General features: G+C 40.7%; 7 protein-coding genes and 2 pseudogenes. 8 read left to right on the top strand and 1 reads right to left on the bottom strand.

Going from position 1 to position 13,444, the window contains the following annotated elements; all coding sequences use genetic code 11:
• From HMPREF3140_RS02205 to HMPREF3140_RS02170, 8 genes and pseudogenes are all read left to right on the top strand, one after another.
• Nucleotides 1–1,189, top strand: a pseudogene (locus HMPREF3140_RS02205) (IS3 family transposase); the annotation flags it as partial.
• A 728-nt stretch (nucleotides 1,190–1,917) separates the two neighbouring features.
• Nucleotides 1,918–3,063: a glycosyltransferase family 4 protein gene (locus HMPREF3140_RS02200; protein ID WP_004189158.1), complete on the top strand. Its 1,146-nt coding sequence runs from the start codon at nucleotides 1,918–1,920 to the stop codon at nucleotides 3,061–3,063.
• A gap of 5 nt (nucleotides 3,064–3,068) precedes the next feature.
• On the top strand, nucleotides 3,069–3,881 hold the full coding sequence (locus tag HMPREF3140_RS02195; protein WP_004189155.1) for an ABC transporter permease: 813 nt from the start codon (nucleotides 3,069–3,071) through the stop codon (nucleotides 3,879–3,881).
• Nucleotides 3,871–5,280 carry an ABC transporter ATP-binding protein gene (locus HMPREF3140_RS02190; RefSeq protein WP_004189153.1) on the top strand — a complete coding sequence of 470 codons (1,410 nt, stop codon included), beginning with the start codon at nucleotides 3,871–3,873 and terminating at the stop codon, nucleotides 5,278–5,280. The genes HMPREF3140_RS02195 and HMPREF3140_RS02190 overlap by 11 nt, the downstream gene beginning before the upstream one ends.
• A 4-nt stretch (nucleotides 5,281–5,284) precedes the next feature.
• On the top strand, nucleotides 5,285–7,402 hold the full coding sequence (locus HMPREF3140_RS02185) for a hypothetical protein (RefSeq protein WP_032411926.1): 2,118 nt from the start codon (nucleotides 5,285–5,287) through the stop codon (nucleotides 7,400–7,402).
• A gap of 20 nt (nucleotides 7,403–7,422) precedes the next feature.
• Nucleotides 7,423–8,613, top strand: coding sequence for a rhamnosyltransferase WsaF family glycosyltransferase (locus HMPREF3140_RS02180; protein ID WP_023157741.1), 1,191 nt, complete (start codon nucleotides 7,423–7,425; stop codon nucleotides 8,611–8,613).
• 5 nt (nucleotides 8,614–8,618) lie between these two features.
• Nucleotides 8,619–10,649: a hypothetical protein gene (locus HMPREF3140_RS02175; RefSeq protein ID WP_023157742.1), complete on the top strand. Its 2,031-nt coding sequence runs from the start codon at nucleotides 8,619–8,621 to the stop codon at nucleotides 10,647–10,649.
• A 334-nt stretch (nucleotides 10,650–10,983) separates the two neighbouring features.
• On the top strand, nucleotides 10,984–11,988 hold the full coding sequence (locus tag HMPREF3140_RS02170; RefSeq protein ID WP_070552828.1) for an NAD-dependent epimerase: 1,005 nt from the start codon (nucleotides 10,984–10,986) through the stop codon (nucleotides 11,986–11,988).
• A 1,089-nt stretch (nucleotides 11,989–13,077) separates the two neighbouring features.
• Here HMPREF3140_RS02170 and HMPREF3140_RS28545 read toward each other — a convergent pair.
• A pseudogene (locus HMPREF3140_RS28545) lies at nucleotides 13,078–13,444 on the bottom strand (hypothetical protein); the annotation flags it as partial.

Here is a 13,444-nt window from a genome sequence, read left to right as displayed (position 1 = left end):
AACCGTCAATACGGCGCTCACTTAACGCTCACGAGCTTTGAACCGGGAATGACGGTCTCCCTTGTTGCCCGGCAACATGGTGTGGCAGGCAGCCAGCTATTTCTCTGGCGTAAGCAATACCAGGAGGGAAGTCTTACTGCTGTGGCTGCCGGAGAACAGGTCGTTCCTGCCTCTGAACTTGTTGCCGCCATGAAGCAGATTAAAGAACTCCAGCGCCTGCTCGGCAAAAAACGATGGAAAATGAACTCCTTAAAGAAGCCGTTGAATATGGGCGAGCAAAAAAGTGGATAGCGCACGCGCCCTTATTGCCCGGGGATGGGGAGTAAGCTTCGTCAGCCGTTGTCTCCGGGTGTCGCGTGCGCAGTTGCACGTCATTCTCAGACGAACCGATGACTGGAAGGACGGCCGCTGCAGCCGTCACACGGATGATACGGATGTGCTTCGCCGTATACACCATGTTATCGGAGAGCTGCCCACATATGGTTATCGTCGGGTATGGGCGCTGCTTCGCAGACAAACAGAACCTGATGGTATGCCTGCGATCAATGCCAAACGTGTTTACCGGATCATGCACCAGAATGCGCTGTTGCTTGAGCGAAAACCCGCTGTACCGCCATCGAAACGGGCACATACCGGCAGAGTGGCTGTGAAAGAAAGTAATCAGCGATGGTGCTCTGACGGGTTTGAGTTCCGCTGTGATAACGGAGAAAAACTGCGGGTAACGTTCGCGCTGGACTGCTGTGACCGTGAGGCACTGCACTGGGCGGTCACAACGGGTGGCTTCGACAGTGAAACAGTACAGGACGTCATGCTGGGAGCAGTGGAACGCCGCTTTGGCAGCGAGCTTCCGGCGTCTCCAGTGGAGTGGCTGACGGATAATGGTTCATGCTACCGGGCGAATGAAACACGTCAGTTCGCCAGGATGTTGGGACTTGAACCGAAGAACACGGCAGTGCGGAGTCCGGAGAGTAACGGAATAGCAGAGAGCTTCGTGAAAACGATAAAGCGTGACTACATAAGTATCATGCCCAAACCAGACGGGTTAACGGCAGCAAAGAACCTTGCAGAGGCGTTCGAGCATTATAACGAATGGCATCCGCATAGTGCGCTGGGTTATCGCTCGCCACGGGAATATCTGCGGCAGCGGGCCAGTAATGGGTTAAGTGATAACAGGTGTCTGGAAATATAGGGGCAAATCCACTGGAAATGTTCTTATAAAAGAATATAATAACAGCGGCGTAAGCAGCTCAATAAATCCATGAAATCTATCAAACGGAGGCACCGTATCCGACAATGGCGATCAATAGTAGTTTTGGCGGGCGCGGAAGATTTAACCCAATGTAGGGTAAGACGCATAATTTGCGCCTAAACCTTTTAGGGCTTCAAGATCCCGGCCCTAAGTTTATACATGTCCACACAAGGTTAAATAAAAATTAAATGCATAAAAACTCACCATACACGGCCTCTCATTCACTAAATGTTCAAAGTGAGCTCAAATGTAAAGCTATGTTATGAAATAAGTAACAGTTGGATGTATCTGTTTGAAATCCATGAACTATTTTACTTTATAGATTTTTTTTATGAAACAACCAGTTAGCTATAGGAATCATCCAGTAGGCATAAAATGCGTAAGAAATTATGCTCTTATAATGCAAAACATATGCTGTCAGGAATATATTTCATAATAGCCTGGTTTTTAGCCGAATCACGGGAGTTTGGAAACCTGTGGTCAGTGAGGTGTATGCTGGTATTTAACAACCAGACATTGGGTAGTTGCAGCGGTCAGTAGCCTGGCCGTCAATACTCCTGACAAAACAAGAGTTTCGCCCTTTGGCAGCCAGAGCCAAGGGCGGTAGCGTGCCTACATTACATGTAGTAAGCCGTGATTGACCATCTCGCGGGTTGTTGAGGAATGGTATGAGGATAGTGTATTTTGTCAATGCAGCGTGGTACTTCGAACTGCATTGGTTGGACCGGTCAGAAGCGGCAATTAGCAAAGGGTATGAAGTTCATCTTGTAAGTAATTTTGCTGATGACGCCATCAAAAATAACCTGGAAAAAAAAGGTATAAAATGTTGGGATATTGAGCTTAACAGATTTTCTAAAAATGTGTTTAAAAACATTTCAATATTCACTGCATTTAGAAAGATCTGTAAGCAAATTAAACCCGATCTTATTCATCTAATTACTATAAAACCAATCCTTTTTGGTGGATTGTATGCCCGGGTTGCAGGCATCCCTTTTGTCGTGAGCTTTGTGGGATTAGGGAGATTGTTTGGCAATAAACGAGGTTGGTTGAATAAATTCATTTTCAACTCAGTACTGTCAATTTATAGTCTTTTGCTATCAGCAAAAAGCCCAGCGCAAGTAATATTTGAGCATAATGCTGACTTTGCTGAGCTGAATAAATATATTAAATTTGATGAAAATAACATCCATATCATTGAAGGAGCCGGGGTAGACAGGTTTCGCTTTAGTTATCAGCCAGAACCAACTCAGAATAATTTCTCGGTATTATTTGCCAGCCGTTTGCTATGGTCAAAGGGGCTCGGTGAAGTAGTCGAGGCCATCGGTAAGGTTAAACAAAATGAAAATAACACAACCTTATACGTTGCGGGAATTCTCGATGACAAAGATCCGGATAGAATTGAATTAGATCAAATTTTGCAATGGGAAAAAGAAGGAAAAATCATTTGGTTAGGTCGAAGAGATGACATCCAAAATTTAATCAGAAATAGCCATGTCGTGATTTTGCCAACTAAATATTCAGAAGGCGTGCCAAGAATAATCATTGAAGCGTGTGCTATGGGCCGAAGTTGCATTGTCGGAAATGTACCCGGCTGTAAAGCTATAATTAAAGATAATTTCAATGGATGTGTACTAAAAACACATAGCGCTAGTGAGATCGCGGAGAAAATTGAATATCTTAGAGATAACATGGAAATAAGAAAAAAATTCGGCCTACGCTCAGCCGAAATTGTAAAAGAAAGATTCAGCAAAGAAATTGTTATAGATAAAACGTTATGTGTTTACAATAAAATACTAAGTACAACAAAGCGGTAAAAATAATGATTGGAACTTTAGTAAATATTTCGAAGATAATTATCCAGAAGCGCGAGTTAATCTGGCAAATGTCTAAAAGAGACGTTATGGGACGCTATAAAGGATCCTTTCTTGGTCTGGCATGGTCACTTTTCAACCCCATATTGATGTTAACAGTCTACACATTTGTATTCTCGGTTATATTCAAATCTCGTTGGGGAAGCAGTCCAGATACCGGGCATGCAGATTTTGCAATCATTTTGTTTACCGGACTGATTATTTTTAACTTATTTGCAGAATGTATTAACAGGTCAACCAGCCTTATCACCTCAAATGTAAACTTCGTCAAAAAAGTTGTTTTCCCTATTGAGATATTACCTATAGTAAATCTGCTGGCTGCTTTATTTCATGCCAGCATTAGCCTCATAGTCTTATTTATCGCGATACTGGTGTTTAAGCATCAGCTTCATTTTACTGTCCTGTTACTGCCAGTCATTACTATTCCACTTATGCTCTCTATACTTGGATTAAGCTGGATCCTGGCCTCACTGGGCGTTTTTGTTCGTGATATGCCACAAACTATTAGTATCATCGTAACAATATTAATGTTTTTATCTCCCGTATTTTATCCGTTATCAGCATTACCGGTGGTTTTCCAAAAAATTGTAATGTTGAATCCTCTGGCATTTATGATTGAAGAAGCAAGAAAAGTTGTTTACTGGGGAATTGAGCCTAACTGGACCATGCTCGCAATTAATATGCTTATTGGTTTAGTTATCTGTGCTGCAGGTTTTTTATTTTTCCAAAAAACAAAAAAAGGATTTGCCGATGTCATCTGATAACATTGCAATTAGCGTAAGTAACATTAGCAAATGCTATAACATTTACCAAAACCCCAGAGATAGGTTAAAACAGTTTTTCTTACCTAAAGTCCAGAGTATGGTTGGGAAACCTGTACAACGCTACTATAACGAATTTTGGGCGTTAAATAACATCAACTTTACCATCAATAAAGGTGAGTCAGCGGGAATTATTGGACGCAATGGTTCTGGCAAAAGTACATTACTACAGCTAATCACCGGCACGCTAACTCCAACAACGGGCACGATACAAACCAAGGGAAGAATAGCTGCCCTCCTGGAATTAGGCTCCGGTTTCAACCCAGAGTTTACCGGTAGGGAAAACATCTATCTTAACGGCGCCGTTCTGGGATTATCGCGGGCAGAAATAGATGCAAAATTTGATGCTATTGCCGGTTTTGCTGATATAGGAACCCATCTCGACCAGCCGGTAAAAACATACTCCAGCGGAATGATGGTGCGTCTTGCATTTGCCGTTCAGGTACAATTAGAGCCAGATATTCTCATCGTAGATGAAGCACTTGCTGTAGGCGACGCACTTTTTCAAAAGCGCTGTTTCCAACAAATTGAGAAATTAACCAGCAATGGCGTAACTTTACTGTTTGTTTCACACGATCAAGAGTCCGTGCGTACCTTAACAAACAGAGCTATTCTTCTCGATCGTGGGACGCAATTAAGTACTGGCTTATCATCAGAAGTTTTACTTGAATATCGTCGTTTACTACACCGGGAAGAAAGTAAGTATTTTTCTCAGTTAGCAGAGGAAGTTGCTGCCCACGCGGACGCCACTCGCGATATTAATCAAACCCCCACCGCGCCGGCTAAGATAGAAATTAGTGCTAATGCTGAAACCCCTGCTGTAGAGGAAACCTCGCCCTCTCGTACAGATAAACTATCGTTCGGTGAAGGTGAAGCAGAGGTTGAAAATGTTGAATTGTTTACGGCTTCTGGTGAACGCAGCAATGCCTTTAACCCTGGTGATAAAATCAGAGTTCGTGTTAATTGCAAAGTAAATAAAGATATAAACCACATTAACGTTGGCATTCGTATTCGCAATAAAGAAGGCGTCAAAATTTATTCATGGGGAACGTTAAACCAGGACATGTATGTTCGTTTCCATCAACTTAAAGATCCCCAATTTTGGGAACGTGAGTTTAAAGCAGGCGAGCGTTTTTATGTTGATATGGAATTTGAATGTACTTTAGGAACAAACCTATATGAAATACAGGCGGCGATATCCTATGAGGGGACACCTAATTATTTCTCGCAGCGCATTTTACACTGGCGTGATGAAGCCGCGTTTTTTCACGTTAATGTCCTGCGTGATGAATATTTCTTTGGTGGCATTCTGGATCTCAAGATGACTGCAGAGTGGTAAGTTGATGAATGATATTTCAATAACTGATTATCTCGGGCCTGGGGTGTATTTATTACAAAATTACCCAAAAGAAACTGAGGGCCTGATTGCAGAGAAGGGTTATAAGGTGCACAACTGCGCTGATCTGGCGCAGTGTAAAGATATTCTTAACCGCAATAAGGTTAATTTCCTTTTAACCAATGATAAAGATAATAATTTTAATGAATATGTCAAGATTGTCAGAACCGCTGCAAGACAGCTTGTAAATAAAATCGTTATTAATATCTTTGTAGAAAAGGGAAACGGTCAGAGTTTCCAGGATTTTATTAATATAACTGACAATCTTGGTTATTCGATAGACACTGTATTTTATTTGCTCAATCCTGGCTATGATGAACAATTTCGGGATGATCAAAGCCTAAAGATAGTTTTGAGTTATAGACGTCAGTCAGGAGTTTCGACAGACAAAAATATCTTAGAAACGACTATTTTTGAAAAAAAACTTGTAAATACTTTTCCCTACATACGTCCTGGGGATCGAGTACTTGTAATCATTAAGAATAAAAATTCGATAACAAACATTAAAAATATTATTGCAGAACAAACCAAGGCATCTGAAGTTGAAATTTACTCATTGGATGAAATTAAAAGTGTTCAGCTAAATGGCAATGGCTACCATTTTCTCATTACTGATAAATATGCCGATGATGGACTAAATAATGCACTCAAAGTCATTATATCTTACCTGGTGCCCGCTGGCAGGTACGTTAGTTTTCATACAGATAAAACTGTAGTTGAGACATTAAGTAATTACAATTTACAACCTGAAGTTTATTTATTTTATGAACATGGCCATTTAAAGACTCAAATACATCAGGGAGAGGAAATTACACTCTCTCCTGAATTATGTGTTTTTATGAAAAGCCCTTTAGCCAGGTCAGAGCTTCCGTATCAGGAAACGATTTATGGCTACTCGCATCCACCAAAAAACCTATTAGCTTTTGCCAGAGATTATACTAACCCGTGGCTTATTCGCGGGATCGTAGAATTCCCATTCAGGAATAGGTCAACTTATCATCTACAGCAGTATAGCCATCAGATTTTGGAGCACAGTGCTCCTGACAGCCCCGATTATGCCGCTGCATTGGCAGTATTAGGTTATCAAATGCTAAGCGGCAGTGATGATACAGCTGACATTTACGCAAAAATGCTAGATTACTGCTCAAATGTGTCGCAGATGGATAATCCTACGCCACATCAATATCGTTGGCTCATATCTTTATCGACACTTTTAGGTCTTATTTGTAACAAAAATAATGATAAAACTAATGCGTTAATCCATTTATCTCGTGCAGCAAACTCCAGCATTGATAAATTTAGCCCCTCTATCGGCACGAAGATTTTACAAAGCTTTTATCTTCAGTCCGTTATATTAATTTCTTTAAATAGAATCTCCTGTGCCGAGATAATCGTCGATAGAGGGATTAAAAGAGGTATACAGCTACTTTATCAACATCCTGACGAACTGGTGGGTAAAATATCTCAACCATTTAATTTTGTGCTTTATATTTACCATGATATTCTTGATTGGCTTATAAAGATGGTCAACATTAAAAACGCCATACCAGGCAGAAAATTCAACATTGCAAATTTTGACAACGGTAACACCTGGTCGGCTTTGCTTCATGAACGCATGAATGCAATAAATAATATGTCGCAAATGATAGATGAGCGTGACAGAACAATTCATGAGCAAAAATGCTTAATTGATGAACGCGATAGAACTATTCACGACCAGAAGCGCCTTATTGATGAGCGAGACAGCACTGTTCTTACGCAAAAAAATTTAATTGATGAGCGTGACCTGGTCTCTGCTCAGCAAAATCAATTAATTGAGCAGACTAATAAAACTATTCAGCAGCAAATTCAAAATGTAACTGACTTAAATAGTCAAGTTTCCTCTAAGGAACAGAAAGTTGATGAATTACAGAATCAAAACATAAAATTAATTTCATTAATCGATGAAAAAGATCTCCATATTGCTCAGCTCTCTGCAGATCTAGAACGTGCAAATACCATACTGCGTAAGATTAATAGCACGCCTGTAATAAGGCATCTACTACGCATGCTAAATATAAAATAATTCTATTGTGAAAGGTTATAATGGCTAATATTGCTTGGTTTATACCTCAACTCATTGAAGGGTCTGGTGGCCACCGCACAATGCTGCAACATGCCGCTTATCTGGAAAAAATGGGTCATACATGTACAATTTATCTTGAAGATAAAAGCGGCAAAACAAGCGGTGCAGAGGTAATTCATAAATTATTTGGTCTAAAATTTAAAGACGTCATTTATGACTGGAATAATGCGCAACCATGTGATGCTGCAGTTGCAACAATATGGTATTCTGCACCATTCGTGGCCGCTCTACCATTTGATTGTAAACGTTTATATTTCGTTCAGGATTTTGAAGCTTACTTCAACCCGGTGGGCGATGCTTACCTGATGGCTGAAAATTCATACTGTTACGGCTTAAAGCCAATTACGATTGGGCGCTGGTTACGATATAAACTGCAAAATGATTTTGCTGTTGAAAGCTATCACTTCGAATTTGGGGCGAATCATAATATCTATAAGCGCGTTCCCACCATTCAAAAAGAAAAAGCGGTTTGCTTTATCTATCAGCCAGATAAACCGCGACGTTGTTCGCGTATTGGTATTGAGGCTTTAGGTATAGTTAAACATTGCATGCCAGATGTTAAAATTTATCTTTATGGTTCATCAATTAATGATAATCTCTGGTTCGAGCATGAAAATCTAGGTTTATTAGATTTGCCGAAATGTAATGAGCTATATAATAAATGCTCCGTAGGACTCTGTATTAGTTCTTCAAATCCCTCTCGCATCCCCTTTGAAATGATGAATGCAGGCCTTCCCGTTGTTGAAGTCTGGCGAGAAAACAATCTTTATGATTTTAGCGAAGATGCTATGCTGTTGTGTAAACAGACACCTGAAAGCATTGCCACCGGTATTATGAAAATTCTAAACGATGCTGATTTAGCCGCGAGTATGAGCTCGGCTGGTCAAAAGTTTATGAATGGGCGTACCCTGGAAACGGAAACAGAAGGCTTTTACAAAGCGTTCAACTGCGTGATGAACGAGCAGGCATACACAGCAGAAGTGATTTCACGATCGTATAATAAGCCCCCGTTTGAAGCCCCTCTTGCCAGACCTGATATTGCCAACACGTTAACATTCGCGCATCAGAGTCTGTTAAAGAGAATTGCTCTACGTTTACCGTTATTTGTGCGCACACCTTTAAGCGCGCTTTATTTTAAGTTGAAGAATTAATCCAGATGAATAAATTTAAACTCAAAACTGTTGATGTATGGGATACAATTCTGCGTCGTGATTGCCATCCAGACTTCATAAAGCGGTCAACTGCATATTATTTTTTCCTTAAATTTCATTCGCTACACAATGTTGATTCCGTCGACCAGCTATTTACTAAGCGAGTTGAAACAGAGCGCTTAATTGGTAAGAAAAACAAAGATCTTGGTTATGATGATGAGTATCTCATTCAGGATGTAATGCTTCAATGGGTAGAAAACTATATCTCTGCAGAGCAATATGATACGCCAGCGATAGCACATGAGCTATATTCCTGGGAAATTGAGCAAGAGAAGAAGCACATCTATCTGGATCCAGGTATTGAGGACTTTCTTGCGCAATATCCCTCTGATAAGACAATCTTTCTGTCCGATTTTTATACTTCATCCACTGATTTAACAGAGTTACTCGTTAGCGCTGGATTGGATCAGTCTGTCATATCAGATGGCGTTTCTTCAATTGACGAGCGACTGAACAAGAGAAGTGGACGTCTCTTCGATTTTATTCAACAAAAATATCAGTTAGCCGGCGTTGACTGGATACATATTGGCGATAATGAATGGTCCGATGTGCAAATGCCGACATCAAAAGGTATAAAAAGTATTCGGTATCTCCCAGCCCAACAGCATCAGCTGCGTGAGCAAAAAGAGTTTCTCTGGAATAAAAATGAAGATCTCACGGAAACGATCACCAATAATATTCTTAATAAATATGCAGCATCTAAAGATTTATCAGTTGATTTTCAGCTTGGCTTGAAAACAACTCCGTTAATCGCTGGTTTTTGCCTTAAAATTTTGGAACAAGCCGTCATATCAAAAAGTGAAAAAATCCTCTTTTTCACTCGTGAAGGCGAGTTTTTCATTAAAGCAATGAATATTTTGATTAGTCATCTCAAGACTAATATTAAAGAAATAAAGTTACCAGAAATCGATATTATAGAAGTCAGCCGTCTGGCTACCTTCGCGCCGTCTCTACAAGAAATTAGCATAAAAGAGATGATGCGTGTTTGGAATTTATATAGCACACAGTCCATTAGCTCTTTATTCAAGACCCTTAACGTTGCCCCTGAAACATTCCAGAGTTTCATCGACAAATATGGGATTCCTGCAGATGAACAGATCCAATATCCATGGCAGGACAGCCGTATTCAGCAACTTTTTGACGACTCTGGTTTCAAAGAGACGCTCTGGCAGCATGTGATGCAGCAAAGAGCTCTTTTGAAGAACTATTTTGCGACAAAAGGTCTAACTGATGATATCAATGCGCGTATTTGCGTAGTCGATGTCGGCTGGCGTGGCACCATTCACGATAATATTGCTCTTCTTTATCCTGATATTCATTTTACCGGCATATATCTGGGCCTGCAGAAATTTCTCAACGAGCAACCATCAAACACATCAAAAGTTGCTTTTGGCCCAGATTTGAATCACCAACTGGAGTATCCTCATTTTCTTGATTCCGTTGCTCCTATTGAAATGATTACCAACTCCCCTTCAGGTAGCGTAACAGGCTATGGGCTGGAGAATGGTAAGATAGTCGCTATTCGCAGTGTTAACGACGACGAAAACAGCGCGTGGCATAATTTCACAAAAACATTTCAAGAAGGGATCCTGGCCGGTATGGAATCCTTCTCCGCTGCAGTGTTGAGTTATGGCATTACTCACGACGTTGTACGTGGCTACGCCCTAAATATTTGGGATGTGCTAATTAGTGGTAGTAATAAATCTCTAACTGACGCTTTTAATAATTTAAATCATAACGAAACATTCGGCTTAGGTGGATACGTTAAGAAAAACCATGTACCCTCGACCTTCGAGATATTAAGCTCTTTATGGAATAAAAACAACCGTGCAGCATTGATTGAATTTATTAAAGCAAATCAATGGAGCGATGGCATACGTAAAAGAGACAATCTGCCCTCGCTAAATAAATACATTTTAGCACTGACGATTGACCTTGCGGTTTTTTATAAAAGAAAATTCTATCGCAAGTATTAATTACTTTTTATTCAGGGCATCGACAGATGCCTTTTTTAAAGTTAGCAAAGCCCTGTCAGTGCTGGTTACAGGCATGCAAAATGCTATAGCCAGTTATCAACTTTCCTTGTCTCCCTCTTTAATAATTTTGTTAAATTTAGTGTTTTTTCCTCCAGTAATATATATTTTTTCACTAACTCCGGATTGGGGTAATCCGCTCAGGGATTGAATGCGTGCTTTGGTTTCATTGCTAGATTCCAGTAAACAATGATGGTAAATCAGGTGATCCACGCAGCCAGCCAGTGTAAAATCGACAATTATATATAGCGGGACTAAGTTAACTCGGAGGATAAATATGAAGTTTTTAGTGACTGGAGCCGCAGGCTTTATCGGGTTTCATACCTGCAAGCGCCTTCTCAATGCGGGCCATGAGGTTGTCGGCCTCGACAATATGAACGACTATTATGACGTCAATCTCAAGCAGGCCCGTCTGGATTTACTCCAGTCTCCCCTGTTCCGTTTTCACAAAATTGATCTGGCGGATCGTGACGGTGTCGCCCAACTTTTTGCTAATGAGAAATTTAACCGGGTGATCCATCTTGCTGCCCAGGCCGGCGTGCGCTATTCGCTGGAAAATCCCTTTGCTTATGCCGATTCTAATCTGATCGGTTATCTGAACATACTGGAAGGATGCCGACATAATCAAGTTGAGCATTTACTCTATGCGTCGTCCAGCTCGGTTTATGGTTTAAATCGCAAGATGCCATTTTCTACCGATGATTCAGTTGACCACCCGGTTTCACTCTATGCCGCGACGAAGAAAGCTAATGAGCTGATGGCGCACACCTATTCCCACCTGTACGGCATCCCGACCACCGGGCTGCGCTTCTTTACAGTGTATGGTCCGTGGGGTCGCCCGGATATGGCGCTGTTCAAGTTCACGAAAGCGATGCTGGAAGGAAAAAGTATCGACGTTTACAACTACGGCAAAATGAAGCGCGACTTCACCTATATCGACGACATCGTCGAGGCGGTGGTTCGGGTGCAGGATGTGATCCCGCAGGCCAATGCCGACTGGACCGTTGAGAGCGGTTCGCCGGCCACCAGTTCCGCGCCATACAGGGTATATAACATTGGCAACAGCTCGCCGGTGGAGTTGATGGACTACATCACCGCTCTGGAAGAAGCGATGGGGATGGAAGCTGAGAAAAACATGATGCCGATCCAGCCGGGCGATGTCCTGGAAACCAGCGCCGATACCAAGCCACTGCATGATCTGGTTGGCTTTAAACCGCAGACGTCGGTCAAGGATGGCGTGAAGAACTTTGTGGACTGGTATAAGGCATATTACCAAGCATAACCACACTTCCCTCTATTTCTAAACCGTAGCCTGTAGGCTACGGTTTAATTCATAGCATTCCCTATATTATTAAGTCACTGCGACCTTCAGCCCAGCTTAAAGATTATCTCGTTTTATGAGGGGGATCAAAATTGCAAAAGCCGGCAAAGCAGATTTCTTGTTGTTATCCCTAAACCATCTCCTGGGAAGTGGTGATTGATCCTGTAAGCCTGTATCCTGAAGACCAATCATGTTGAAATATCTTTGCTTGCTCACAACAAGTAAAAAGAGACAAACTGACATGGGACTTTACAGAAGTTCATCAACACAGGTTTTCTTGAGGGGGCGATAAAACTGACTGAGATCGTCAGGGTTTTGAGATTTTTGGCTACTTTGTTAGCCAGAGCCTGCAACTTTTTCCGTCCATACATCAACCTGCTTTTTATGTTGGATTGAACATATTAAAATCAGGCAATTACACAAATTTATTACGGGTTCATTGCTAGGACAGTAACCAAAAAGTAACAGTAACTCCACTTACAAGATGTAGTCTTAGAAGACCACCCTCTGTCTTTTATGAAGGTGGTCTTTAAACTTTACCTTCCGGCGCTTATCTCCAGCATCTACATCTCAGTGATGGTAGCTCTTCACAAGGTTATATAACTCTAGCCGGGCAGTTCAAATGAAGCAACGAGTTTGATTCAATACTCCGAGCAACATCACAATTTTCTCAGTTATAAGATTGTTATTTTTACCTGAACTTCGCCACTCATATTACTGTTATCATTCTTACGAGAAAATAACATATATAACATTACCAAGAGTTAAAATGCCATTATCTATTAGATATTCATACTATCGATATTCTCTATTACAAATAGACGTTTGGCATCTTAAATTGATGACTATGATCTTGCAACACCTTATTTATAATATCCGAAAGATTTTTCAATGGTTTTATATAGATAATGATAATAAAATTCAAAGCTGTCTTTATCAAAGAATAAAGATTATAGTTCGGACATTATATTAACCAATACAACGCTTATGAAAATTGTTGTATTTTTCGGAAGGAAAATCATAATTCCACACTACTACTCCTATCTTATTTCATCCTTCTTCTATTTTTTTAAATATACCTTTACCTTTTTCCATATGGGGTTCGGGATAATTATTAGATATCTTTTTTGCTGGTGATCCTGCCCAAACAGTAAACTCATCGTCAATATCTTTTATGACTAAACCACCGGCACCGATAGCTACATTATCACATATGCTGGCACCAAGTACTGAAGTATTAACCATTAACATGACATTATTACCTATTTCAGGTGCTCTCTCTTCGGCTTGTCCTATTATCACACCTGCAGAAATAGAAAAATTATAACCAATTTTACACTTATCGTTAATTATTATATTTTGTAAGTGCCATATGGTCAATCCTTCTCGGTGATGGTGCCAACTTACTGATTTAGTG

This window comes from Klebsiella sp. HMSC16A12 (assembly GCF_001808265.1).
Classification (GTDB): Bacteria; Pseudomonadota; Gammaproteobacteria; order Enterobacterales; family Enterobacteriaceae; genus Klebsiella; species Klebsiella pneumoniae.
This window is presented reverse-complemented; position numbering and strand designations above follow the sequence as displayed.

Coding starts and splice junctions, on each gene's coding strand:
- HMPREF3140_RS02200 (WP_004189158.1), top strand. CDS start 1,918: ATGAGGATAGTGTATTTTGTCAATGCAGCGTGGTACTTCGAACTGCAT.
- HMPREF3140_RS02195 (WP_004189155.1), top strand. CDS start 3,069: ATGATTGGAACTTTAGTAAATATTTCGAAGATAATTATCCAGAAGCGC.
- HMPREF3140_RS02190 (WP_004189153.1), top strand. CDS start 3,871: ATGTCATCTGATAACATTGCAATTAGCGTAAGTAACATTAGCAAATGC.
- HMPREF3140_RS02185 (WP_032411926.1), top strand. CDS start 5,285: ATGAATGATATTTCAATAACTGATTATCTCGGGCCTGGGGTGTATTTA.
- HMPREF3140_RS02180 (WP_023157741.1), top strand. CDS start 7,423: ATGGCTAATATTGCTTGGTTTATACCTCAACTCATTGAAGGGTCTGGT.
- HMPREF3140_RS02175 (WP_023157742.1), top strand. CDS start 8,619: ATGAATAAATTTAAACTCAAAACTGTTGATGTATGGGATACAATTCTG.
- HMPREF3140_RS02170 (WP_070552828.1), top strand. CDS start 10,984: ATGAAGTTTTTAGTGACTGGAGCCGCAGGCTTTATCGGGTTTCATACC.